General features: G+C 72.6%; 23 protein-coding genes. 10 read left to right on the forward strand and 13 right to left on the reverse strand.

Translation table 11 applies throughout. The annotated features are described in order from the left end of the window. Both ETD96_RS14780 and ETD96_RS14785 read right to left on the reverse strand, forming a co-directional pair. Positions 1–585: hypothetical protein (locus ETD96_RS14780; protein WP_205719265.1), on the reverse strand; the 585-nt coding region annotated here is incomplete at its 3' end. A 135-nt stretch (positions 586–720) separates the two neighbouring features. Beyond that, the gene (locus ETD96_RS14785) at positions 721–1005 is read right to left on the reverse strand and encodes an antibiotic biosynthesis monooxygenase family protein (protein ID WP_138636916.1); all 285 of its coding nucleotides are present in this window, start codon (positions 1003–1005) and stop codon (positions 721–723) included. A gap of 29 nt (positions 1006–1034) precedes the next feature. Between ETD96_RS14785 and ETD96_RS14790 the strand changes: the two genes are divergently transcribed. The 7 genes from ETD96_RS14790 (at position 1035) to ETD96_RS14820 (ending at position 6693) form a co-directional block, all read left to right on the forward strand. After that, positions 1035–1343: a DUF6703 family protein gene (locus ETD96_RS14790; protein ID WP_138636917.1), complete on the forward strand. Its 309-nt coding sequence runs from the start codon at positions 1035–1037 to the stop codon at positions 1341–1343. A 31-nt stretch (positions 1344–1374) separates the two neighbouring features. Next, complete coding sequence (locus ETD96_RS14795) at positions 1375–2325, forward strand: metal ABC transporter substrate-binding protein (RefSeq protein WP_240807658.1); 951 nt, start codon at positions 1375–1377, stop codon at positions 2323–2325. Then, positions 2322–3062 (forward strand): metal ABC transporter ATP-binding protein, encoded by a 741-nt coding sequence (locus ETD96_RS14800; RefSeq protein ID WP_387067531.1) that lies wholly within the window; start codon positions 2322–2324, stop codon positions 3060–3062. The genes ETD96_RS14795 and ETD96_RS14800 overlap by 4 nt, the downstream gene beginning before the upstream one ends. Beyond that, complete coding sequence (locus ETD96_RS14805) at positions 3059–3958, forward strand: metal ABC transporter permease (protein ID WP_138636918.1); 900 nt, start codon at positions 3059–3061, stop codon at positions 3956–3958. Before ETD96_RS14800 ends, ETD96_RS14805 begins: the two co-directional genes overlap by 4 nt. Continuing rightward, entirely contained in the window at positions 3955–4341 is a 387-nt protein-coding gene (locus ETD96_RS14810; RefSeq protein ID WP_138636919.1) for a Fur family transcriptional regulator, read from the forward strand. Before ETD96_RS14805 ends, ETD96_RS14810 begins: the two co-directional genes overlap by 4 nt. 182 nt (positions 4342–4523) lie before the next feature. Next, positions 4524–6137: a M4 family metallopeptidase gene (locus ETD96_RS14815; protein WP_138636920.1), complete on the forward strand. Its 1614-nt coding sequence runs from the start codon at positions 4524–4526 to the stop codon at positions 6135–6137. 130 nt (positions 6138–6267) lie between these two features. After that, a complete protein-coding gene (locus ETD96_RS14820; RefSeq protein WP_138636921.1) occupies positions 6268–6693 on the forward strand; it encodes an OsmC family protein in 426 nt (141 codons plus the stop codon). 24 nt (positions 6694–6717) lie between these two features. Here the strand turns inward: ETD96_RS14820 and ETD96_RS14825 are convergent, their stop codons facing one another. Further along, positions 6718–7518 carry an isoprenyl transferase gene (locus ETD96_RS14825; RefSeq protein ID WP_138636922.1) on the reverse strand — a complete coding sequence of 267 codons (801 nt, stop codon included), beginning with the start codon at positions 7516–7518 and terminating at the stop codon, positions 6718–6720. Continuing rightward, positions 7515–8300, reverse strand: a complete 786-nt coding sequence (gene recO / locus ETD96_RS14830; RefSeq protein WP_138636923.1) for a DNA repair protein RecO — start codon at positions 8298–8300, stop codon at positions 7515–7517. Before recO ends, ETD96_RS14825 begins: the two co-directional genes overlap by 4 nt. Positions 8301–8485: 185 nt before the next feature. Between recO and ETD96_RS14835 the strand changes: the two genes are divergently transcribed. Then, on the forward strand, positions 8486–9526 hold the full coding sequence (locus tag ETD96_RS14835; RefSeq protein ID WP_138636924.1) for a M4 family metallopeptidase: 1041 nt from the start codon (positions 8486–8488) through the stop codon (positions 9524–9526). 4 nt (positions 9527–9530) lie between these two features. Further along, positions 9531–9785 (forward strand): protealysin inhibitor emfourin, encoded by a 255-nt coding sequence (locus ETD96_RS14840; RefSeq protein WP_240807659.1) that lies wholly within the window; start codon positions 9531–9533, stop codon positions 9783–9785. Positions 9786–9861: 76 nt separating this feature from the next. Here the strand turns inward: ETD96_RS14840 and ETD96_RS14845 are convergent, their stop codons facing one another. From ETD96_RS14845 to ETD96_RS14885, 9 genes are all read right to left on the reverse strand, one after another. Next, a complete protein-coding gene (locus ETD96_RS14845) occupies positions 9862–13434 on the reverse strand; it encodes a discoidin domain-containing protein (protein WP_138636925.1) in 3573 nt (1190 codons plus the stop codon). A gap of 118 nt (positions 13435–13552) precedes the next feature. Next, a complete protein-coding gene (locus ETD96_RS14850) occupies positions 13553–15097 on the reverse strand; it encodes a glycoside hydrolase family 13 protein (RefSeq protein WP_138636926.1) in 1545 nt (514 codons plus the stop codon). Positions 15098–15141: 44 nt separating this feature from the next. Further along, entirely contained in the window at positions 15142–16020 is an 879-nt protein-coding gene (locus ETD96_RS14855; RefSeq protein WP_138636927.1) for a carbohydrate ABC transporter permease, read from the reverse strand. Between the two features lie 4 nt (positions 16021–16024). Continuing rightward, positions 16025–16963 (reverse strand): carbohydrate ABC transporter permease, encoded by a 939-nt coding sequence (locus ETD96_RS14860; RefSeq protein ID WP_138636928.1) that lies wholly within the window; start codon positions 16961–16963, stop codon positions 16025–16027. Between the two features lie 68 nt (positions 16964–17031). Further along, positions 17032–18396 carry an ABC transporter substrate-binding protein gene (locus tag ETD96_RS14865; protein WP_138636929.1) on the reverse strand — a complete coding sequence of 455 codons (1365 nt, stop codon included), beginning with the start codon at positions 18394–18396 and terminating at the stop codon, positions 17032–17034. A gap of 181 nt (positions 18397–18577) precedes the next feature. Continuing rightward, on the reverse strand, positions 18578–19588 hold the full coding sequence (locus ETD96_RS14870) for a LacI family DNA-binding transcriptional regulator (RefSeq protein ID WP_138636930.1): 1011 nt from the start codon (positions 19586–19588) through the stop codon (positions 18578–18580). 33 nt (positions 19589–19621) lie between these two features. Next, complete coding sequence (gene leuA, locus ETD96_RS14875) at positions 19622–21334, reverse strand: 2-isopropylmalate synthase (protein ID WP_138636931.1); 1713 nt, start codon at positions 21332–21334, stop codon at positions 19622–19624. A 245-nt stretch (positions 21335–21579) separates the two neighbouring features. After that, the gene (ddaH, locus tag ETD96_RS14880; RefSeq protein ID WP_138636932.1) at positions 21580–22338 is read right to left on the reverse strand and encodes a dimethylargininase; all 759 of its coding nucleotides are present in this window, start codon (positions 22336–22338) and stop codon (positions 21580–21582) included. A gap of 1 nt (position 22339) precedes the next feature. Next, positions 22340–22951, reverse strand: coding sequence for a hypothetical protein (locus ETD96_RS14885; RefSeq protein WP_138636933.1), 612 nt, complete (start codon positions 22949–22951; stop codon positions 22340–22342). Positions 22952–23051: 100 nt separating this feature from the next. On the opposite strand from ETD96_RS14885, the gene ETD96_RS14890 reads away from it, so the two are divergent. After that, the coding region (locus tag ETD96_RS14890; protein ID WP_205719266.1) for a hypothetical protein at positions 23052–23865 on the forward strand (814 nt) is incomplete at its 3' end.

The following is a 23865-nucleotide window of genomic DNA, read 5'->3' on the forward strand; positions in this document are numbered from 1 at the left end:
GTCCGGGGGCGGGGCCACCCGACGGACGGCGGGCCGGGCCGGCGAGGCGGGCGAGGCCGTCCACTTCGCCGACAGCCGGGTGCCGCGCAGCATCCGCTGCAGCCGTCCCGGGTCCGCCCCGTACACGCCGGTGATCGTGACCCCCGCCTCCGGGAGGGTGAGCCGCGTCTCGTGGTCGAGGTTCGGCGCGATGGTGAGCGAGGCCATCTTGTCGGCGTGCACGACCGTCCGCGCGGAGCGGCCGTTGCCCGCGGGCTCGATGTGGACGGCCTCGGTGCGGCCGACGACGCGGGCCGGGCAGTCCTGCTGCGGACCGGGGCGGCCGAGGTAGACGGCGTGCCGGTCGTAGCGGACGCACCGGGTCGGGTCCGTGTCGAGCCGGTGCACCGCCCAGCCCGCCGGGACGGGCACGCGCAGGCCCCGGTACTCCACGACGCGCGGGCCGGCGGCGCCCGGGGCGCCGGCGTGCGCGGCCAGCCCGGCGGGCCGGGCCGCGAGCCGGGCGGGAGCCGCCTCCAGGACGGCGAGGAGGGGGGCGGCCACCGCCGCCCCGGAAAGCACGCTGAACAGGACGGCGTGGCGCATCACATCTCCCCCGGGACCCGCGCGGTGATCATGTAGGGGCAGAGATGACCATGGCGGCGGGGCCCGAAACCGGCCCCGGGCGCTTCTTGCCCGGCGGTTGCCCCGCTCGTGACCCGGCGGGGCGCGGGACCGCGCTCAGGCCGTGCTGACGATCTCGTACGCGCCGGGCTCGTCCACCGCGAGCGCGGCGAGCGGCATGAACTGCATCCGGATGTCGTGGCCGCCGAGCGCCCGGCGGTAGTGCCCGGCGCCGTCCCACTCGGTGACGAGGGCCCACAGGCCGGGGTCGTCGACGGTCCGGGCGAGGCGGCCGGAGCGGAAGCCGGGGCTGGCCGACAGCGCGGTCAGCACCGCCGTCATCCGCTCGGCGAAGCCGGCCGACTCCGCGTCCGGCACCCGGTAGCGGGTTATCGCGATCATCCGTCCATCCTGGCAGTACGTTGGGGCGTGTGGAGACGAGAGGTGAGCGCGGGGGCGGCCTGCGGGCCGCCGTCGAGCGGCACAGCGCGGCGCCCGTGGTGTTCCTGCACCGGCTGCCGCGGTGGGTGCTGCTCGTCGCGGTGTTCCTGCTGCTGGTGGCCGGCATGGTCGGGACGGGCTGGGTCGCCGCGGCCGGGCTGCTGGTCCTGGCCGCCGCGCTGGGCTGGTTCGCCTATCTGAACTGGCCGGCGCTGGACGGTTCGGGAAGGATCCTGCGCGTCGTGGCGCTGGCGGTCCTCGTGGGGTTCGCCCTGGGGCGCGGCATCGGGCGGTTTTGACAACCGTTTTCACTTTGTCCATAATCGGCAGGTGCTCCGCTTCCCCGACTCCCTGCGCGCCCTCCCGGCGGCCGCCCTGGCCCTGGCCGGGCTCGCCGCGGGGCTCGCGGCCTGCGCCGACGCGGACGCCGGCGTCCCGCCCGGCAAGACCGCGGTGGTGGCGTCCTTCTACCCGGTGGCGTGGCTGGCGGAGCGGGTCGGCGGCGACGACGTGTTCGTCCGGACGCTCACCAAGCCCGGCACCGAGCCGCACGACCTGGAGCTGACCGCCCGGCAGGTCGCCCGCATCGAGGACGCCGCCCTCGCCGTCTACGTGCGGGGCGTCCAGCCCGCCGTGGACGACGCCGTCGGCCGGCACGCCAAGGGCAGGTCGCTGGACGCGGCGGCCCTGGTGAGGACGCTGTCCCCGGCCGGCGAGACCGACGACGAGGAGGCGCACGACGGCGTCCGCCACCGGGAGGCCGACTACGACCCGCACCTGTGGCTCGACCCGAGCCGCATGGCCGCCGTCGCCACCGCGCTCGGCGAGCGGCTCGCCGCCGCCGACCCCGGCGGCGCGGCCGGCTACCGGGGGCGCGCCGCCGCCACCGCCGCCGAGCTGACCCGGCTCGACCGCGCGTTCCAGGACGGCCTGCGCACCTGCGCCCGCCGCGACATCGTCACCGCGCACGCCGCGTTCGGCTACCTCGCCGACCGCTACGGCCTGCGGCAGATCCCGGTGTCCGGGGTCGACCCGTCCGGCGGGCCGTCCCCGAAGCGGCTCGCCGAGCTGACCCGGCTGATCTCGGCCACCGGCGCGACGACGGTCTTCACCGAGACGCTGGTCAGCCCGAAGGTCGCCGAGGCGCTGGCCCGGGAGGCGGGGGTGCGGACGGCGGTGCTGGACCCGGTCGAGGGCATCGAGGACGGCTCGCCCGACGACTACATGACGATCATGCAACGGAACCTGCGGACGCTGCGTCCGGCCCTGGAGTGCTCATGAGCGAGGAGACGGCGCCGCCGCTGGCGATGGCGGGCGGGCTCGTCCGGCGGGACGGCCGCGAGGTCCTCGCCGGCATCGACCTGCGGGTCGCGGCCGGCGACGTGCTGGCGGTCCTCGGGCCGAACGGCGCGGGCAAGTCCACGCTGGTCAAGGCGCTGCTCGGGCTGGTACCGCTGGCCGCCGGACGCACCGAGATCTACGGCGCGGCGCCCGCCCGGTTCCGCGACTGGCGGCGGATCGGGTACGTCCCGCAGCGGCTGCCGATGGGCGGCGGGGTGCCGGCGACCGTCCGGGAGGTCGTGGCGTCCGGGCGGGTGGCCCGGCGGTCGCGCTGGCTGCCCGCGGCGTTCACCGACCGGACGGCCGACCGCGCCGCGGTGGACCGCGCGCTGCGCACGGTCGGGCTCGCCGACCGGGCCCGCGACTCGGCGCACCTGCTGTCGGGCGGCCAGCAGCAGCGGGTGCTGATCGCCCGCGCGCTCGCCGGGGAGCCCGACCTGTTCGTGCTGGACGAGCCGACCGCCGGGGTGGACGCGCGCAGCCAGGCGGCGCTCGCCGCCACCCTGCACGAGCTGGCCGGGGACGGCCGCACGGTGGTCCTCGTCGCGCACGAGCTCGGCCCGCTGGAGCCGCTCGTCACCCGCACGGTCGAGCTCGGCCACGGCCGCATCGTGCACGAGACGACCACCCACGCGACGACGGTCGGCAGGACCGCGACCACGGGAAGGCCCGCGTGAGCGAGATGCTGCAGTACGACTTCATGCGCGTCGCCCTGGTGATGGCGGTGCTGATCGGGCTGACCGCCCCCGCCGTGGGCACGTTCATCGTGCAGCGCCGGCTGTCGCTGCTCGGCGACGGCATCGGCCACATCGCGCTGACCGGCATCGGGCTCGGGCTGCTCACCAGCACCTCCCCCGTGCTCGGCGCGCTGGTGGTGTCGGTGCTCGGCGCGGTGGCGATCGAGGTGGTGCGGGCCCGCAGCCGCAGTGGCGGGGACGTCGCGCTCGCCCTGCTGTTCTACGGCGGGCTCGCGGGCGGCGTGATCCTGACGAACGCCAACGGCGCCGGCTCGGCGAGCCTGCAGTCGTACCTGTTCGGCTCGATCAGCAGCGTGACGGTGACCGACCTGTACGTGGTCGCGGGGCTCGCCGCCGCCGTCCTCGCGATCGTGGCGGTGTTCGGCCGGGAGCTGTTCCTGCTGTGCCAGGACGAGGAGGTGGCGCGGGCGGCGGGCCTGCCCGTCCGGTTCCTCAGCGTGCTGATCGCCGCGACCGCCGCGGTGACCGTGGTGATCTCGATGCGCGCGATCGGGCTGCTGCTGGTCAGCGCGCTGATGGTCGTCCCGGTGGCGGCGGCGCAGCAGCTCACCCGGGGCTTCTGGCAGACGATGCTGGCCGCGATGGGGATCGGTGTGGTCTCGGCCGTTTCGGGTCTCGCGGGGTCCTTCGAGTACGATCTGCCTCCAGGCCCCTCGATCGTGCTGCTGGCGCTCGCGGCGTTCGTGGTCGCGGTCGCCGGGGGCTCGGTGGTGCGCCGCAGGCGCGCCCGCGCCCGCGCGGCGGACGGCGCCGTGCCCGCCGGGTCCGGCGTGGAGGCGCGCGTGGATGCCGAGGCGGAGGTGCTTGGGGGATGACGACGGCCCGCCGGGACGCGGTGCGGCAGGTGCTGGCCGGCTGCGAGGGGTTCCGCAGCGCGCAGGACATCTACGCCGACCTGCGCGCCGACGGCTCCAAGATCGGCCTGACCACCGTGTACCGGGCGCTGCAGGCGCTCAGCGACGCGGGCGAGGTCGACGTGCTGCGCACCGACGAGGGCGAGGCCGTCTACCGCGCCTGCCGCACCGAGCAGCACCACCACCACCTGGTCTGCCGCGACTGCGGCCGCACGGTCGAGGTCGAGGGCCCGGCCGTGGAGCGGTGGGCGGACGCGATCGCCGCCGAGCACGGGTTCACCGACATAACGCACACCGTCGAGGTGTTCGGCACCTGCGCCGCCTGCTCCGCCGCACGGCGCTGATCTGCGGAGCGGCACTCTACTGATCGGTAGCAAGACGCGTAGTCCACACGCGCCGCCGGGATTTCTTGGCGAATTGTCACATCTACAACAGTCCTGCCCTATGTCATAAATGTCGCATCGCCACGGCGGGCCCGACGGCGGGCCTCTCGGGGGGTGCGTGGCGCCCGCACGAGAGGGCGTTCATGACAAGACGGGCGTTCACCAGCCGACGTACCGCGCTCCTGGCGTCGGCGACCCTGCTCGCGACGGCCGGCACCGCGCTGCCCGCCTCCGCGCGGCAGGCGCCGTCCCCTCCCACCCCCCAGCAGGCCGCCGAGCGCGCGCTCCACGCGCTCGCCGACCGCGGCGCGGCGGTCCGCGCCGGGGACGGGCAGTCCTTCAAGGTCGTCCGGGTCGGCATCGACCGGGACGGCACCTCGCACACCCGGATGACCCGCACCTACAACGGGCTGCCGGTGCTGGGCGGCGACATCGTCGTCCATCAGTCCGCGGCCGGCGCGTGGCGCGGCAGCAGCGGCACGCTCGCGCAGGCGCCCGCCGACTCCACCCCGGAGGTCACCGCCGCGACCGCGAAGAAGCGCGCCGTCACCAAGCAGCGCAAGGCGGACGGCTCCCCCGCCCTGGTCGTGGAGGCGCGCACCGCCGACCACGCGCCCCGGCTCGCCTGGCGCGTCCAGACCGTCGGCACGCAGGCCGACGGCACGCCGAGCCGGGTCTTCACCTCCGTGGACGCCGCGACCGGCAAGGTCCTGCTGCGCGAGGAGATGATCCGCACCGAGGCGGGCGACGGCAAGTCGCTCTACACCGGGACGGTCCCGCTGGAGACCACCAAGTCGGGCACCACCTACCAGCTGAAGGACCCGACCCGCGGCAACACCTACACCGGCGACGCCGAGAACCAGACCGACCTCTGCTTCCTCATCTGGTGCTTCCGGCGCGCCCCCGCCACCCTGTTCACCGACGCCGACAACCACTGGGGCAGCGGCACCACGTCCGACCGCGCCACCGTCGCCGTCGACGCCCAGTTCGGCACCGACATGACCTGGGACTTCTACAAGAACGTCTTCGGCCGCAGCGGCATCGCCGGCGACGGCAAGGGGTCGTTCAACCGCGTCCACTACGGCAGCGGCTACGCCAACGCGTTCTGGGACGACTCGTGCTTCTGCATGACCTACGGCGACGGTGACGGCTCCCAGCTCGGCCCGCTCACGTCCCTGGACGTCGCCGCGCACGAGATGAGCCACGGCGTCACCAGCGCCACCGCGAACCTCACCTACTCCGGCGAATCGGGCGGGCTGAACGAGGCGACGTCCGACATCATGGCCGCCGCGGTCGAGTTCTACGCCAACAACCCCAACGACGTCGGCGACTACCTGGTCGGCGAGGAGGTCGTCCTGCCCGGCTTCGGCAAGGCCGCGCTGCGGTTCATGGACAAGCCGAGCCGCGACGGCAACTCCCCCGACGCATGGTCGTCCAACACCAAGAACCTCGACGTCCACTACTCCTCGGGAGTCGCCAACCACTTCTACTACCTGCTGTCCGAGGGCAGCGGCGCCAAGACGATCAACGGCGTCTCCTACAACAGCCCCACGTCCAACGGCTCCACGATCACCGGCATCGGCCGGGACGCCGCCACGAAGATCTGGTACCGGGCGCTGACCACGTACATGACGTCCTCGACCGACTACAAGGGCGCGCGGACCGCGACCCTGAGCGCGGCGGCGGACCTCTACGGCGCGGGCAGCACGCAGTACAGCACCGTGGCCGCGGCCTGGTCCGCGGTGAACGTCACCTAGGACCCCCGTTCCGGGGAAGGAAGCCCCGTGCCCGTGGAGGCGCGGGGCTTTCCCTGGTCCGCGCCGACACGGGCACGGGCATTCCCGGGTTGATGATCCCCCGGCGGGGGCCATGGTGGAGAATCGGGGCATGGCTACGACACGTACCGCAAACGCGCACTGGGAAGGCTCGCTCCTGGAGGGCCAGGGCACCGTCTCGCTGGACTCCTCGAAGCTCGGCACCTACGACGTGACCTGGGCGTCGCGGAGCGAGGAGCCGGGCGGGCGGACGAGCCCGGAGGAGCTCATCGCCGCCGCGCACTCCACCTGCTACTCGATGGCGCTCTCGCACGCCCTCGCCGGCGCCGGGACGCCCCCGGAGAAGGTGGACACCAAGGCCGAGGTCACCTTCCAGCCGGGCGAGGGCATCACCGGCATCCACCTGACCGTCCGGGCGAGCGTGCCCGGCCTCTCCCCGGCCGACTTCGAGAAGGCCGCGCAGAACGCCAAGGAGAACTGCCCGGTCAGCCAGGCGCTCAAGGGCACCAAGATCACCCTGGACGCCGCCCTCGGCTGAGGCGCCGGCCGGTCGATCGAGGCGTCAGCCGGTCGCGGCGGCGGGTTCCACCGAGTTGGGGACCGCGCCGCCGTACCGGCGGTCGCGGGAGGCGTACAGCTGGCACGCGTGCCACAGGTGGCGGCGGTCGAAGTCGGGCCACAGCGTGTCGAGGAACACCATCTCCGCGTACGCCGACTGCCAGAGCAGGAAGTTGGACGTGCGCTGCTCCCCCGACGAGCGCAGGAACAGGTCGACGTCGGGGATGCCCGGCTCGTCCAGGTAGCGGGCGAACACCTTCTCGTTGATCTTGTCGGGGCTGAGCCGGCCGTCCCGCACGTCGCGGGCGATCGCCGCCGCCGCGTCCGCGATCTCGGCCCGGCCGCCGTAGTTCACGCAGAACTGCAGGGTGAGGACGTCGTTGCCGCGGGTCATCTCCTCGGCGGTCTCCAGCTCCTTGATGACGCTGCGCCACAGCCGCGGCCGGCGGCCCGCCCAGCGCACCCGCACGCCCATCGCGTTGAGCTGGTCGCGGCGGCGGCGGATCACGTCCCGGTTGAAGCCCATCAGGAACCGGACCTCGTCCGGGGAGCGCTTCCAGTTCTCGGTGGAGAACGCGTACGCCGACAGGTAGGGGACGCCCAGCTCGATCGCGCCCATGATGACGTCGAAGAGCGAGTCCTCGCCGCGCTTGTGCCCCTCGGTGCGCGGCAGCCCGCGCTCCTTCGCCCAGCGGCCGTTGCCGTCCATGACGATGGCGACGTGCCGCGGCACCAGCTCCGCGGGGATCGCGGGCGGGACGGCGCCGTCCCGGTGCGGCTCCGGTGGCGATACGGGCCTGCTCAAACTCGCTCCCTGTCGGTGTCGTCGTGTGACTCGTCGTGCGTTCGGGGGGTCGCGTCCCGCTCCACGTGGCGGAGCGAGCGGATCCCGTGCTCCAGATGCCACTGGAGGTAGGCGGCCACCAGGCCGCTGGTCTCCGCCCGGTGCCGCTGCTCGCTGGCGTCGGCGTACTCCCAGTCGCCGCGCAGCAGCGCCAGCATCAGCGCGAACGTCGGCGGCGCCGGGGTCGCGGCGCCCGGCTGCCGGCAGTTCGCGCAGACCGCGCCGCCCGCCGCGATGGCGAACCCGCGCAGCCCGCCGCGGGTGCCGCAGCGGCAGCACTCGTCCAGCGCGGGCGCCCAGCCGGCGACCGACAGCGAGCGCAGCAGGAAGGCGTCCAGCACGAGCCGGGGGTCGTGGCTGCGCTCGGCGAGGGTGCGCAGCCCGCCGACCAGGAGCAGGAACTGCCGCAGCGCGGGCTCCCCCTCGTCGCCGGCCAGCTTCTCCGCCGTCTCCAGCATCGCCGTCCCCGCCGTGTAGCGGGGGTAGTCGGCGACGAGCGCCTCCCCGTACGGGCGCAGCGTCTCGGCCTGCGTGATGAGGTCGAGGGAGCGCCGCTCGTACAGCTGGAGGTCCACGTGCGTGAACGGCTCCAGCCGCGCGCCGAACCGGGACTTGGTCTTGCGGACCCCCTTCGCCGCGGCGCGGATCCGGCCGGTCCGCCGGGTCAGCACCGTCACGATGCGATCGGCCTCGCCCAGCTTCTGGGTGCGCAGGACGATGCCTTCGTCGCGGTAGAGGGTCACCCGTTCATTCTGACGCACGCCGCGCGATGCCTCGGCGCGGCGTGCGGACATCTCCCCAGGAACTTCACAAGGCGCTCGGGTGGTACCGCTGCGCTTCATAACAATCACATACCGTGACCGGATTCGGCCGTGACGTCCCGCCGAAAGTTGTGGCTCGAACCACCCGGAGCTGGCAGCGTTGTGGCATGAGATGCCACATCGTGCCACCGCACATGCTGGAGCGCATCGCCCGCGACGCCGACGATCCGGCCCTCCGCGCCCGCGCCCGCCGTACGCTGGCGCTCACGTCGGCGCAGTTCGCCGAACGCAAGCTGGCCGCGGCCGGCGCCCCCGGCCCCTCGGAGGACTTCGTCCCCGACCGGACCATCGGCGACGCGGGCCACCGCGAGGAGCTGCCCGGCCGCACCGTCCGCTCCGAGGGCGGCCCCGCCACCGGCGACCGGGCCGCCGACCAGGCCTACGACTGGCTCGGCGCGACGTTCGACTTCTTCGAGGCCGCGTACCGGCGCAACTCGATCGACGGCGCCGGGCTGCGGATGGTCTCGACCGTCCACTACGGCGACGACTACGACAACGCCTTCTGGAACGGCGAGCAGATGGTGTACGGCGACGGCGACGGCGTCCTGTTCACCGGCTTCACCGGTCCCCTCGACGTCACCGGGCACGAGCTCACCCACGGGATCACCCAGTACACCGCCAACCTGGAGTACTACGGCCAGGCCGGCGCGCTCAACGAGTCCATGTCGGACGTGTTCGGCTCGCTCATCAAGCAGTGGCATCTCGGGCAGACCGCCGACCGGGCCGACTGGCTCATCGGGCAGGGGCTGCTGGCCGAGGGCGTCAACGGCGTCGCGCTGCGCTCGATGAAGGAGCCCGGCACCGCCTACGACGACCCCCGCCTCGGCAAGGACCCGCAGCCCGCCCACATGGACCACTACGTGGAGACCTACCGCGACAACGGCGGCGTCCACATCAACTCGGGCATTCCCAACCACGCGTTCTACCTCGCGGCGACCGCGCTCGGCGGCAACGCCTGGGAGAAGGCCGGCCGCGTCTGGTACGACACGCTCACCGGAGGCACCCTCGCCGCCGACGCCGACTTCGCGGCCTTCGCCGCCGCGACCGCCGCGACCGCGGGCCGGCTGTTCGGCGCCGGCTCCGCCGAGGCGAAGGCGGTGAACCGCGCCTGGACCGGGGTAGGAGTCTCCATGGAGGCGAACGGATAGCGCAGTGAAAGTGACAGTCGTCCGCAGCGGAGGATTCGCGGGGATCGAGCGCCGCGCCGAGTCCGACAGCGCCAGCGACCCCATGCTGACGCGGCTCGTCCACCGGGTGGACCTGGCGTCGGTCCCCCCGCCGGGCCGGATCCCCGACCAGTTCCTGTACGAGATCGACATCGACGGCGACCGCACCACCGTCGGCGAGGCACAGCTGCACGGTCCGCTCCGCGAACTGGTCCACCACGTCCTCGGCCGCGCCCGCTGACCCGCGGGCGCGACCGGGGGCCCGGCCTACCGGAGACCGCGGGCGCCTCCCAACACCCGCGGCCCCCGGCCCCCTCTCAGGGGTTGCGGTTGATCGTGAACGTGGTCGTCGTGTTCTTGACGTCCTGGTGGTTGTCGCGCAGTTCCAGGCCGGTGAAGGTCGCCGAGCCGACCGCCGGGCCCTGGCCGGGTTCGGGCTGCTCGTTGACCCAGATCCCGAAGCCGGACTTGGCGTCGAACTCGTCACCGCTCTTGTGCGCGCCAGAAATGGCGACGTCCGTGAGGACGGTGTCGGTGATCGGGTTCAGCGGCCGGCCGCCGGAGTACTTGGTCTGGAACATGATCCCGGAATAGGTCGGGTCGACGATGTCGACATCACTGATCCGGATGCCGCGGAACGGGAACTCGCCGGAGAACAGCCACAGCGCCGGGAACGTCTGCTGCCCCCAGAAATGGCCGCCGGCCCGGACGAGCGAGATGTTCTCGAACCTCGTCTGCGGATCCGATTCGAAACCGAGCGCCGGGATGCCGCCGAACTGCAGCGTCCCGATGGTGATGCCGGAGTAGACGAGCGTGTCGGCGATGTGGATGTTGCGGAAGGTGTTGCCTCCTCCGCCGTAGACGGCGAGGCCGGCGGCGCGCCAGGTGAGGAGGGAGGTCAGGTCCTCGTAGACGTTGCCGGTCTCCTGCTCGTTGCGGTTGTCGATCGCGGGGAACAGCGCGAAGCTGTCGTCTCCGGTGGTGCGGGTCTCGACGTTCGCGACATGGTTGCCGCTGCTGCCGTTGGTGAAGTTCAGGCCGTCCGCCCACGTGTCCCGGATGCGGGAGTTCTTGATCGTGGAATTGTCGACGTTGGTGCCCCAGAAGAGGCAGACGACGTGCTCGGCCCAGATGTCGTCGATGGTCATGTCGCTGACGTTGGAGAAGTCGAACACCTTTCCGGGCCCGTCGATCCGCGAGGTGTAGTTGCCGAAGAACCCGAACCCGGAGAACGCCGAGCCGTTGGCGGACGCCTCCGTCCGGAACCCGGCGTCGGTGTTCTGCTGGTTCGGCGGCGTGCGGAACCGCGTGAACCACGGGCCCGCGCCGACGACCTTGATGGCCTTTCCGTACACCTGGAACTTCTGCGCGGTGTCGTAGGTGCCGGGCGGAAGGTAGACGCCGGTGAGGGCGGGGTCCTGGCGCACCTTGTCGAGGGCGTTCTGGACGTCCTGGTGGGTGAACCCGGCGGGCACCGCGTACTTGGCGGGGTCGGGGTTCGGCTTGGCCTCCGCGAGTTCGGTGTTGACGAAGTCGATGGCGTAGGTGGTGGTGTTGGCCGCGTCCTTCTGCAGCTTGATCTTGCTGCCCGCCGGGACCGTGCGACCGAGCATCAGGTTCGCCTCGTCGTAGATGTGGCGGGGCGGCCCGGCTCCCGGCGAGTCGCTCGGGCTCGCCTCGGCGCCGTACACCCACGTGTACCGGGACGTCAGGTCGATCGCCTTCAGGAACGTCCCGTCGACGTAGACGTCGAGCGTCGCGTCGATGCCGCCGCCGCCCGCCGCGTCCGGAATGGAGTACCGGGTCACGAGGGTGTTGGTGGCCGCCTTGGCGGTGAACTCGACGCTGCTGCCCGTCGAGTTGAGCGTGACCGCGCGGCGCCCCGACGCCTCGCCCGCCAGGTCGCCGACCTTGCGGTTGGGGCCGACGACCGCCGCGCCGCCGCCGAGGACGCCGTCCTCCGCCTCGTACATGTCGAACGGCAGGTGCGCGCCGCGCCCGACGAACAGCGCCTGGGTGGAGGTGTTGTTCGCGCGCTTGACCGGCACTTCGTTGGCGTCGTCGGCGATGACGGTCTTCACCGTGTACCGGCCGTTCGCCGCCGTCCACGTCCCGAGGCCGATGGGGGCGGTGGACGCGCCCGGTGCGAGCGACCCGGTGTAGGAACCGGTCAGCGTCTTGACGGTGGTGTCGCCGCCGAGGACCGCGAGCGTGATCCCGTGGGCGCCCGCGGCCGTCGCCTGCGTGCCGTTGTTCCGGAGCGTCACCGAGAAGGCCACGGCGTCGCCCGCCCGCGGGGTGCCGGGGCTCCAGGTGACGGCCTGCGCCACCAGGTCGGAGCTGGGCACCTGCCCGACCGTGAGCTGCGCGCTCCGGGCGTTGTTGGTCTCGTTCAGTTCGATGTTGTCGTCACCGGCGTCGGCCTTGGCGGCGACGGTGTAGGAGCCCGCGTCCCGGGTGCCGATCGAGGCCGACACCGTGGTGGACGCGCCCGCCGCCAGCTCGCCGACCGGGGCGGTCGCGGCCTTCTCGTCGCCGATCAGGAAGTCGAGGCCGCTCGCGTCGGCCGTGCCCGTCCCGATGTTCTTCACGGTCGCCCGGAGGGTGATGGCGTCGGTCTCGACCGGTGGGGCCGGCGTCCAGGAGACGTCCGTGACGGTCAGGTCGGGGGTCGGCGCGGGCGTCCCGATCACCTGGAACTCGGCGGCCTGGGCGCCGGGCGCTCCGGAGTTGGAGGTGAACTTCAGCTGGATCTCGGCCGCGGTCGCCACGACCGGGATCGTCGCCGTGTTCCCGGTCGCGGGGCTGAACGTGTAGGCGGCGGACGGCTTGATCGTCGTGAACGGCGCCTTGGGGCCGCTCCGGCCGAGCACCTCGATCGTCTGGGTGCGGGCCGCCCAGGCGGCGTCCGGGTTCAGCTTCACCACGACGAACGTGAGGTCGGCCTTGGCGCCGAGGTTGACGGTGAGCGTGGCCGGGTAGGCGCCCGGACCCGACTCCCAGTACGTCGCCACGTCGTTGTCGTTGGCGTTGGCCTCGACGAACGAGTACACGTGCGACGACGCGGTGATCGGCTTCCCGGCCGCGAGGTTCGTCCCGCCGCCCTGGCCCTGCCTGGTCACGACGTTGCTGTTGGGCGAGACGTTGCCCGCCGCGTCCCGCGCCCGCACGAAGTAGGAGACGGTCGCCGTGGCGGGCTGGTCGTCGGTGTAGGTGAGGACGCCGCCGGCGACGCTCGCGCGCTTCTCGCCGTTGGCGTAGACGTCGTACCCGGTCACGCCGACCGCGTCCGACGAGGCGTTCCAGGTCAGCTTGATCTTCCCGGCGGACGGTTCGCTGAACGCCAGCCCGGTCGGCGCGGTCGGCGCGGTCTGGTCGCCGGTGGACGGCCCGTAGACCTCCAGCTCCGACAGCTGCCCGGCGGGCCAGCCGGTGTTGGCGGTGATGCGGACGCGCAGGTACCGGGTGGGCGTGGACGTGTAGGCCAGCGTGACGGTGTTCTGCGCCGCCGGGTCGAACACGCGCCCGGCGGAGCCGACGAGGTCGGTGTAGGTCGTCCCGTCCGTGCTGCCCTGCACGGAGAGCGTCTGGGTGCGCGTCCCCCAGTCGGCGGTCGGGAGCTTGAGGACGACCTTGTCCGTGCTGACGGACGCGCCGAGGTCGACCTGGATCCACTGCGGGAACGCGTTGTTCGCACTCTCCCAGTAGGTGGCCTGGTTCCCGTCGTTGACGTTCGACGCGGCGTACTGGCCGTTGGAGCTGCTCGCGGAGACGGTCCTGCCGGCGGCCAGGTTCGGTTCGGCCGCCGCCGCGGGCGCCGCCGCCGGGCCGGTCAGCCCGGCGGCGGCCAATGCCGCGGCCAGCAGGATGCGGAGGGACTTCGGTCTCATCGCTGGTGTTCTCCCTTTCGGTGGGGGTGGGGGCACCTGCCTGGGAGGAGCGGCAGAGATCTGGGGCGGCCCGGTCAGCGCAGCCAGGCGGCCCGGTCAGCGCAGCCAGGCGGCCCGGTCAGCGCAGCCAGGCGGCCGTGTCGGGCGGGAGCTGCCCGTCCGGGAGCGGGCCGCTCGCCAGCAGGACCTCGCCGGTGAGCGGCACCGGCGCGTCGCCGAGGTTCAGCACGCAGGTCAGGCCGGAGTCGCGGGCGAAGGCGAGGACGCCGTCCGCCGACGGGAGCCAGGTGAGCGTGCCGTCGCCGAGGTGCTCGCGGCGCAGCGCCAGGGCGTCCCGGTAGAGGCTCAGCATCGAGCCGGGGTCGGCGTCCTGCGCCTCGACGGTGAGGTCCTTCCAGTCGGGCGGCTGCGGGAGCCACGGGTCGCCGCCGAACCCGAACGGCGGCTCGTCCCCCGACCACGGGAGCGGGACGCGGCAGCCGTCGCGGCCGGGGTCGGTGTGGCCGGAACGGGTCCAGATGGGGTCCTGGCGCAGGTCGTCGGGGAGGTCCTCGACCTCGGGGAGCCCGAGTTCCTCGCCCTGGTAGAGGTAGACGGCGCCGGGCAGCGCCATCGCCAGCAGCGCGGCGGCCCGCGCGCGGCGGACGCCGAGGGCCCGGTCGGTCGGCGCGCCGTGCCGGCGGTCCTGCAGGTCGAACGAGGTGTCGGCGCGGCCGTACCGGGTCACCGGGCGGACGACGTCGTGGTTCGACAGCACCCAGGTGGGCGGCGCGCCGAGCGGGACGTGCGTCGCGAGCGTCGTGTCGATCACCTTCCGCAGCGCGTCCGGTTCGAGCGCGCAGTTGAGGAAGTCGAAGTTGAACGCGGTGTGCATCTCGTCCGGGCGCAGGTAGCGGGCGAAGCGCTCCTGGTCGGGCAGCCACACCTCGCCGACGAGCATCCGGCCCGGGTAGGCGTCGGTGACCTTGCGCCAGCCCCGGTAGATCTCGTGGACGCCGTCCCGGTCGGTGTAGGGGTCGCGGCCGTCGGGCGCGGCGTCGGGGTCCTTCACCAGCAGGGCGGCCGAGTCGATGCGGATGCCGTCCACGCCGCGGTCGTACCAGAACCGCAGGACGTCGTGGAACTCGTGGACGACGTCGGGGCTGTTCCAGTTGAAGTCGGGCTGCTCGGGCGCGAACAGGTGCAGGTACCAGTCGCCGTCCGGCAGCCGGGTCCAGGCCGGGCCGCCGAAGATCGACTGCCAGTCGTTGGGCGGGCCGCCGTCCCGGCCGCGGCGGAACCAGAACCGGTCCCGCTCCGGCGAGCCGGGCCCGGCGGCGACCGCGGCCCGGAACCACGCCGACTCGTGCGAGGAGTGGTTCGGCACCACGTCCAGGATGATCCGCAGGCCGGCCGCGTGCGCCTCCGCGATCAGCGCCTCCGCCTCGGCGAGCGTGCCGAACACCGGCGCGACGTCCCGGTAGTCGGCGACGTCGTAGCCGCCGTCCGCCATCGGCGACGGGTACCACGGGTTCAGCCACAGCGCGTCCACGCCGAGGCCCGCGAGGTAGGGCAGCCGGTCGCGCAGGCCGGCGAGGTCGCCGACGCCGTCGCCGTTCCCGTCGGCGAAACTGCGCGGGTAGACCTGGTAGATCACCGCGCCGCGCCACCACGTTTCGGGCATGCTGACAACTCCTTAGAGAGAAAGGTGCGGGACGGGGAAGGGGGTCAGCCCTTCAGCCCGCCCGCCGTGAGACCGGCCATGATGTGCCGCTGGAACACGAAGAAGACGACGATGGTGGGCACGCTCGCGATGACGAGCGAGCCGATCAGCACGTTCTGCGGGACCTGCACGGCGAGGGACGCGATCGCGACGCTGATCGTCTTGCGCCCGGTGTCGGGCAGCACGAGCAGCGGCCAGACGAAGTCGCGCCACACGTTCACCACCGTGAAGATCGACACGACGCCGAGGATCGGCCGCGACACCGGCAGCACGATCGACCACAGGATCCGGGCGGGCGCGGCCCCGTCCACCTCGGCGGCGTCCAGCAGCTCGGTGGGGATCGAGTCGAAGAACCTCTTGAGCAGGAAGATGTTGAACGCGTTCGCGGCGGCCGGCAGCCAGATCGCCCACGGGGTGTTCAGCAGGTTGACGTGGAGGATCGGCAGGTCCTTCACGGTCAGGTAGGCGGGCAGCAGGATCACCATCGGCGGGATCATCAGCGTGGCGAGCATCCCGCCGAGGACCGCCCTGCCGAGGATCGGCCGCAGCTTCGACAGCGCGTACGCGGCGGCGACGTCCACGCCGAGGGTGAACAGCCACGCCCCGAACGCGTAGAGCGTCGTGTTCCACAGGTACTTGCCGAGGTCGAGCTGCCGCCACGCCTCCCGGTAGCCGCTCAGGTCGAGGCTGTGCGGGAACACGCTCGGCGGGACGTCGGCCAGCTCGTCCGGCGACTTCATCGCGCCGGTGACCATCCAGTACAGCGGGAAGACGAACACGAACGTGAACGTCACGAAGACGGTGGTGAAGACCGTCCAGTAGACGGCCTTGCCGCGCCGGGTGCCGAGGGTGTGGGGTGAGACGAGGGTCCGCGTCTCCGGCATCGCGCTACCTCGCTTCCTCGCGCGAGACGCGCAGGTAGACGACGGAGAACACGATCAGGACGAGCATGAGCATCAGCCCGAGCGCGCCGCCCCCGCCGAAGTTCGTGAAGTTGAACGCGTACTGGTACATCAGGTACGCGACGGTGACGGTGGCGTCCTCGGGGCCGCCGCCGGTGAGCAGGAACGGCTCGATGAACACCTGCATGGTCGCGATGATCTGCAGCAGGAGCATGACGAGCAGGATCAGTTTCGTCTGCGGGATCGTGATGTGCCGGATCCGGCGGAACAGCCCGGCGCCGTCCAGCTCCGCCGCCTCGTACAGCTCGCCGGGGATCGTCTGCAGCGCGGCGAGGTAGATCAGCGTGCCGCTGCCGAGGTTCATCCAGGTCGACACGATCACCAGCGACACGAGCGCGGTGTCGGTGGAGTCGAGCCAGCTCAGCCCCGGCAGCTGGAAGAAGCCGAGGATCTGGTTGAACAGGCCCGGCCCCGGGTCGTAGAACCACTTGAACAGCAGCACCGCGACCGCGGGCGGCAGCATCACCGGCAGGTACACGACGAACCGCAGGTAGCCGCGGGCGTGCCTCAGCTCGTTCAGGACGATCGCGATGGCGAACGGGACCACGTACCCGATCACCAGCGCCAGCAGGGTGAAGACCGCCGTGTTGACCCAGGCGTCCACGAAGACCGGGTCGGCGATCACGGTGCGGAAGTTGTCCAGGCCGACCCAGCGGGCGTCGCCGACGAAGTTCGTCTGCTGGAAGCTGAGCAGCACCTCGCGGACGATCGGGTACCAGGAGAAGAACGCGAAGCAGATCAGCGCCCCGGACAGGAACCCGTAGGCGGTCAGGTTGCGCCGCACGGCCCGCCCGGTGCGGGAGGGCGTGCGCGGCGGCGGCCGCCGGCGCGCGGCGGGCCGGGTGCGCGTCCGCACAGTGGTCATGGTGGGTGTCCCCTCGGGAGGTCCGGGGCGCCGGCGGCCGGGCGGGCCGCCGGCGCCCCGGGCGGGCGTCAGCCTCCGGACCGGGCGAGCGCGGCGTCGGCCTTCTTCTGCGCGTCCGCGAGCAGCCGGTCGACGTTCGCGTCACGCCTGGTCAGCACGGCGGAGACGACCGAGTCGAGGATCGCGTAGAGCTGCTGCGCCTGCGGCGGCTCCAGCTTCCCGGGGACGGTGGCGTAGGCGTCCTCGTACGGTTTGAAGTTCGCGACCGGCAGGTTCGCGGACGCGGCGCGCAGGTCGCGGTCCTTCTGCCCGGTCGCGTTCGGCCCGAACAGCTTCGGCTGCGGCAGCCCGACCGGGCGGCCGTCCTTGGCCGCCCGCGCGTAGTTCAGCTGCCCCTGCCCCGGCGTGAGCGCGTAGTAGTCGAGCCACATCAGCCCGGCCTTGATCTTCTCCGGGGACGCCTTCGGGTTGACCATGTACCCGTCGCCGCCGAGCAGCGTGCCCGTCCCGCCGGGGATCGGGCCCATGCCGTAGTCGGCGTAGTCGCCCTTGAACTGGTCGACGAGCGCGGTCGCGTTGTCGGGGGCGCCGAGGTACATGCCGAGCTTGCCGGAGGCCATCATCCGCTGGATGTCGGCGTCGACGAGGAGCTGCTTGCTGCCCATCGAGTCGTCGGTCCAGCGCATGTCCTTGAGGGTCTGCAGGACGGCCCTTCCCTGCGGCCCGTTGAACGCCGACTTCTTCCCGTCGGGCGTCGTCATCGCGCCGCCCTGGCTGTAGAGGGCGGTGGTGAAGTGCCAGCCGCCCTGGTTCTTGGCGCTCAGCTCCGCGTAGCCGACGGTCCCGCCGCCGAGGGCGCTGATCTTCTTGGCGGCGTCGCGGACCTCGGCCCAGGTCTTCGGCGGCGCGTCCGGGTCCAGGCCGGCCCGCTTGAACAGGGTGCGGTTGTAGAACAGGCCCATCGTGTAGTTCTGCCGGGGCAGCCCGTAGACCTTGCCGCCGTCCTTGAAGACCTTCGCCACGGTCGGGTCGAGGTTGCCGTACTGCGTGACCTGGCTCAGGTACGGGGACAGGTCGGCGGCCTGGCCCCGCCGGACGATGCTCTGGACGTCGGTGAAGTAGACGTAGAAGACGTCCTCCATCTGCCCGCCCGCCAGTTTCGCCTGGAAGGTCTGCGGGTCGATGCAGGGGAACGCGTCCTTGCCCTCGACCGTGATGTTGGGGTGCAGCTTCTGGAACGCGGCGACGTCCTCGTTCCACTCCTTGCGCTGGGCCTCCTGGCTCTTGGCCGGCATGCAGCCGACCGTGATCGACACCTTGGTGCCGGCGTCCAGGGGCGCGGTGTCCTTGCCACCGGAGCCGTGCCCGCCGCAGCCGGCGGCGGTCGCGCCGAGAACGGCCGTGAGCAGGGTGGCGAGAATCCGGGATCTCATGGGGGTTCCTCCTGGGCCGTCGGGTCGGCCAATTGCGAGGAACATACATAGACCAACAACTCAATGCAATAGCTGAATGAACATGCGCAAAAAGCCGACAGTGAGAACGGTCCAGCAGCGTAAACGGGTGCAGAACGACGAAAGCCGCCCTGCGGAAGGGCGGCTTTCGGACGTCCGGAGATCAGGCGGCGCGCACGGGCGCGGTGGAGGCGCGGACGACCAGCTCCGGCTCGTAGAGCAGCTCCTCGGCGGACACCGAGGCGCCCTCCACCTGGTTCACCAGCAGCGTGACCGCCGCGCGGCCGATGGCCTCGATCGGCTGCCGGACGGTGGTGAGCGGCGGGTTCACGCAATTCATGAACGCCGAGTCGTCGTAACCGACGACCGAAACGTCGCCCGGCACCGACATGCCGAGGCGCCGGACCGCGCGGATCACGCCGAGCGCGAGCGGGTCGCTGGCGCAGATGATGCCGGTGACGCCGTCGCGGATCAGCCGCCCGGTGACGGCCTGGCCGCCCTCCAGGGAGAACATGCTGCGCCGGATCCAGGCGTCCGGCAGCTCGACGCCCGCGCGCTCGGCGGCGGCGCGGACGGCGGCGAGCTTGCGGCTGGACGGCACGTGGTCGGCCGGGCCGAGGACGGCGCCGATCCGCTCGTGCCCGAGCGACAGCAGGTGCGCGAACGCCTGCTCGGCGGCCACCGCGTCGTCGGTCGAGACCTGCGGGAAGCTGAGCTCGTCGGCGGCCGCGTTGACCAGCACGACGGGCAGCCGCACGTCGAGCAGCCGGTGGTAGTGGTCGTGCGGCGCGTCGGCCTCGGCGTACAGGCCGCCGGCGAACACCACCCCGGACGCCTGCTGCTGCAGGAGCATCTCGACGTAGTCGGCCTCCGACAGGCCGCCCGGGGTGAGCGTGCACAGCACCGGCGTGAACCCGCGCTGGGCGAGGGCGCCGCCGACGACCTCCGCCAGCGCGGGGAAGATCGGGTTGCCGAGCTCGGGCAGCACGAGGCCGACCAGCCGGGCCCGCTCGCCCCGCAGCTGGGTGGGGCGCTCGTAGCCGAGCACGTCGAGGGCGGTGAGGACGGCCGCGCGGGTCGCGTCCGACACGCCGGGCTTGCCGTTCAGGACCCGGCTGACGGTGGCCTCGCTGACCCCGACCTTCTTGGCGACCTCGGCCAGGCGACGTGTCATGCCGAAACTATACGACGCGATCGCGCAAGCCGCTTACGCTTCTTGCGCGCGGGCCACCCGGTTCACGGCGGACAGGATCGCCTTGAGCGACGCGGTCACGATGTTGCCGTCGATGCCGACGCCCCACACCGTCGTGCCGTTCACGTCGCACTCGACATAGGCGGCGGCGCGCGCGTCGCCGCCCGCGCTCATCGCGTGCTCGGCGTAGTCCAGCACCCGCACGTTGACCCCGATCGTCGCGAGCGCGTCCTCGAACGCCGAGACCGGGCCGTTGCCGACGCCCTCGATCTCGCGGATCTCGCCGTCGACGCGGACGTCGCAGCTGAGCGCGTCCTTCTCGTCCACCCGGGACGTGGCGCGGTGCGCCAGCAGCCCGGCGCGCGGCCCGTTGCCGAGGAACTCCGCCTCGAAGATCTCCCACATCCGCTCCGGCGTGACCTCGCCGCCGGCGCTGTCGGTGTGCTCCTGCACCACCCGGGAGAACTCGATCTGCAGCCGGCGCGGCAGCTCCAGGGAGTGCTCGGTCTTCATGATGTAGGCGACGCCGCCCTTGCCGGACTGGCTGTTCACCCGGATCACGGCCTCGTACGTCCGGCCGACGTCGTGCGGGTCGATCGGCAGGTACGGGACCTCCCAGCGGTACGCCTCCACCGGGGTCCCGGCGGCCTCGGCGTCGCGCCGCAGGTGGTCGAAGCCCTTGTTGATGGCGTCCTGGTGGGAGCCGGAGAAGGCGGTGTAGACCAGGTCGCCGCCGTAGGGGTGCCGCTCGTGGACGGGCAGCTGGTTGCAGTACTCGACGGTCCGCCGGATCTCGTCGATGTCGGAGAAGTCGATCTGCGGGTCGACGCCCTGGGTGAACAGGTTCAGGCCGAGGGTGACCAGGCAGACGTTGCCGGTGCGCTCGCCGTTGCCGAACAGGCAGCCCTCGATGCGGTCGGCGCCCGCCATGTAGCCGAGCTCGGCGGCGGCGACGGCCGTCCCGCGGTCGTTGTGCGGGTGCAGCGACAGGACGACCGAGTCCCGGTAGGCCAGGTTCCGGTTCATCCACTCGATCTGGTCGGCGTACACGTTCGGCGTCGCCATCTCGACGGTCGCCGGCAGGTTGACGATGACCTTGCGGTCCGGGGTCGGCTTCCACACGTCGTTGACGGCGTTGCAGACCTCGACGGCGTACTCCAGCTCGGTCCCGGTGAACGACTCCGGCGAGTACTGGAAGTAGATCTCGGTGTCGCCCATGTCCTCGGCGAGCTTGGCGCACAGCTTGGCGCCCTCGACGGCGATCGCGGTGATGCCGTCCCGGTCCTGCCCGAACACGACGCGGCGCTGCAGCGTGCTGGTCGAGTTGTACAGGTGCACGATGGCCTGCTTGGCGCCGCGCACCGACTCGAAGGTCCGCTCGATCAGTTCCGGGCGGGCCTGGGTCAGCACCTGGATGACGACGTCGTCGGGGATCCGGCCCTCGTCGATGATCTGCCGGACGAAGTCGAAGTCGGTCTGGCTCGCCGCCGGGAAGCCGACCTCGATCTCCTTGTAGCCCATCCGTACCAGCAGCTCGAACATCTTGAGCTTGCGGTGGGCGTCCATCGGGTCGATCAGCGCCTGGTTGCCGTCCCGCAGGTCGACCGCGCACCAGCGCGGCGCCTCGGTGATGACGGCGTCCGGCCAGGTGCGGTCGGACAGCTTGACCGGGGCGAAGGGGCGGTAGCGCTGGAAGGGCATACCGGAGGACTGCTGTTGCGGATACATCCGTTGAGATCTCTCTGCTCGAACCTCGCGGCCGACGTCCACGTCAAAGTCCCGCAGCGAGGGAGCCGACCTGTCTTACAGGCCCCCGCTGCGGCCGCTAAGGAGGAGCAGCTCACGCAACACGTCCGCCAACGTAACAGATGCCATCCGGGTTGCGGAAACCCAGGTCCGCATGTTGAGACAACAGCGGCCTCCTCCGTCTCATCGCAACGCCTCCCGGCGCGCGGGGCATTCCCCCCGGACGGTCAGGGGACGAGGACGGAGAGGCAGGTCACGCAGCCGTCGAGGGCCTCGAACTCGCTGATGTCCACGCTGGTGACGCGCAGCCCGTCCGCCGCCAGCCGCGCCGCCGTGCGCGGCGCCGAGGCCGCCATCAGGACGTGGTCGGGCCCGAGCGGCACCACGTGGGCGCCCGCCGGTTCGGGCGCGACGCGCAGGCTCGGCAGCGCCGAGGTGTCCACCAGTTCGGGCCGGCCGATCAGGCCGCCGTCCGGCAGCGCGGTCACCGCCGACTTCAGGTGCAGGCAGCCGCGGGTGTCCACCGGCACGACCCGCCGCCCGCCCAGCAGCCGCGCCAGCGCGCAGATGCCCTCCTCGTTGGTGCGGGCGCCGCGGCCCGCGTAGACGGTGCCGCCGACGCTCAGCACGTCGCCGCCGTCCAGGGTGCCGGGCGGCTCGATCCGCTCGATCCGCAGGCCCAGCTCGCGCGCCGCGCGCTCGGCGCCCGGCAGCTCGCCCCGGCGGCGCTCCTCCCCGGACCGGCACACGATCGCCAGGTCGCCGGCGACGACCAGGGCGTCCTCGACGAACACGGCGTCGGGCAGGTCGTCGGCGGGCGGCACGGCGCGCACCGACCAGCCCGCCGAGCGCAGCGCCGCGACGTAGGCGGCGTGCTGGCGAGCCGCGAGCGCGGCGTCCACCGGGCGGCGGGTCGCGTGGGTGACGATGCCCTCGGCGATCCGCGGGCCGGGAGCCCGGACGAGCGCCGTTCCGGCGGCGGGCATGTCAGCGCGCCGCGCCCTCGGTGGTCACGATCACGCCCAGCGCGTACGCCGGGGACATGCCGAGCAGGTCGGCGATGCCGTGCAGGGCCTGCCGCTCGCCGTCGCCGAGCGGCCCGTCCGCCAGCCCGATCCGGACGGCCTGCGCGAGGAACCACTCCTTGGCCTCCACCGCGAGCTGCGTGCCGGCGTGCACGACCTCCCGCTGCAGGAACGTGCGGCGCAGCGCGAGGTCGGCGTCGATCGCGGCGGCGTCGTAGTCGGGCTCGCCGTACCCGCTGACGGTGGCGATCGCGCGGGCGCGGGCCGCGGGGGCGGCCGGGTCGCCGGCCCGCAGCACCAGGGCGGCGGCCGCCCGCATGCCCGCGGCCAGGGTCTCCCCCAGCTGCCGCGCGGTCGGCGTGCGCAGCGCCGCGACCGGGAACCGGCCCTTGCAGGTGCGGCATTCCACCGCGTGGGAGAGCCGCCACAGCGGCACCATCGGGACGAAGAACACCGAGAGCCAGCGGCGCCCGGCGCGCCTGCGGTAGGCGCGGTCGCCGCCGCACTGGGGGCAGTGGAACGTCCCCTCGCTGACGGTACGGAACACCGCCGTCAGCCCGAAAACGAGCAACACCGGGGATCTCCTCCCATAACGGACTCTGTCCAAAGTACCGACCCGGCGCCGCCGCCGTGGCCGTCCCGGTCCAGGCGCGTCCTGCCTTTACGCTGGGTTCATGACCGGTGACCTGGGTTCCGACGCGGGCCGCGCGCAGCCGCGCCCGTCCTTCCTGCCGCCCGTCGACGGCTACCCGCCGCCCGCCGGCGAGCCCGCCCCGGACGCGTACGCCGCACCGGAGCCGGCCCCGGCGCGCGGTGGTGCCCTGTGGATCCTCGCGCTGATCGCCGCCGCGTCGGCGCTGCTGGTGTCGGCGTTCCTGCCGTGGGCGCACGCCGCGGTCGCCGTCGAGCTGTTCGGCCGCACGCTCAGCCGCGACCTCGGCAGCGTCGCCGGCATCGACGCCGACGACATGGTCCTCGCCGTCCCGGTGCTGGCGGTCATCGCGATCGCGCTCGCCTGCTGGGACCTGATCGGCCGGGACGCGCGGATCGGCGGGCTCGCCGCCGTCCCCGGCACGCTGGCCCTGCTGGTGTGCGGCATCTTCGTGCTGCGGCTCGGGGACGTCCGCGACGACCTCCCCGAGACCGGCCTTGACCTCGGCTACCAGATCACCGTCCGCTACGGCTGGTACCTCGCGGTCGTGGCGTCCCTGTTCGTGGTCGGTTTCAGCCTCGCCCGCCCCATCGGGGCACGGTCGGCGCGCTCCCAGAGCCCGGACCAGTACGCGTACCAGTACCAGCCGCAGGAGCAGTACCAGCCGCAGTTCGCCTACCCCGACCAGCCGGCCGATGGCGCCGCCTGGCCCGACGAGGACCAGGCATGGGGCCGCCGCCAGGACGCGCCGGAAGAAGCCCCGGAACCGGAGCCCGCGCCGGAACCGAAACCGGAGGCGAAACCGGATCAGTACCACTCTGGGGGGACGACCCCCC

The sequence above is a fragment of the Actinomadura geliboluensis genome (assembly GCF_005889745.1).
Taxonomy (GTDB): Bacteria; Actinomycetota; Actinomycetes; order Streptosporangiales; family Streptosporangiaceae; genus Spirillospora; species Spirillospora geliboluensis.

Coding starts and splice junctions, on each gene's coding strand:
- ETD96_RS14785 (WP_138636916.1), bottom strand. CDS start 1,005: ATGATCGCGATAACCCGCTACCGGGTGCCGGACGCGGAGTCGGCCGGC.
- ETD96_RS14800 (WP_387067531.1), top strand. CDS start 2,322: ATGAGCGAGGAGACGGCGCCGCCGCTGGCGATGGCGGGCGGGCTCGTC.
- ETD96_RS14810 (WP_138636919.1), top strand. CDS start 3,955: ATGACGACGGCCCGCCGGGACGCGGTGCGGCAGGTGCTGGCCGGCTGC.
- ETD96_RS14815 (WP_138636920.1), top strand. CDS start 4,524: ATGACAAGACGGGCGTTCACCAGCCGACGTACCGCGCTCCTGGCGTCG.
- ETD96_RS14820 (WP_138636921.1), top strand. CDS start 6,268: ATGGCTACGACACGTACCGCAAACGCGCACTGGGAAGGCTCGCTCCTG.
- ETD96_RS14835 (WP_138636924.1), top strand. CDS start 8,486: ATGAGATGCCACATCGTGCCACCGCACATGCTGGAGCGCATCGCCCGC.
- ETD96_RS14845 (WP_138636925.1), bottom strand. CDS start 13,434: ATGAGACCGAAGTCCCTCCGCATCCTGCTGGCCGCGGCATTGGCCGCC.
- ETD96_RS14850 (WP_138636926.1), bottom strand. CDS start 15,097: ATGCCCGAAACGTGGTGGCGCGGCGCGGTGATCTACCAGGTCTACCCG.
- ETD96_RS14855 (WP_138636927.1), bottom strand. CDS start 16,020: ATGCCGGAGACGCGGACCCTCGTCTCACCCCACACCCTCGGCACCCGG.
- ETD96_RS14860 (WP_138636928.1), bottom strand. CDS start 16,963: ATGACCACTGTGCGGACGCGCACCCGGCCCGCCGCGCGCCGGCGGCCG.
- ETD96_RS14865 (WP_138636929.1), bottom strand. CDS start 18,396: ATGAGATCCCGGATTCTCGCCACCCTGCTCACGGCCGTTCTCGGCGCG.
- ETD96_RS14870 (WP_138636930.1), bottom strand. CDS start 19,588: ATGACACGTCGCCTGGCCGAGGTCGCCAAGAAGGTCGGGGTCAGCGAG.
- leuA (WP_138636931.1), bottom strand. CDS start 21,334: ATGTATCCGCAACAGCAGTCCTCCGGTATGCCCTTCCAGCGCTACCGC.
- ddaH (WP_138636932.1), bottom strand. CDS start 22,338: ATGCCCGCCGCCGGAACGGCGCTCGTCCGGGCTCCCGGCCCGCGGATC.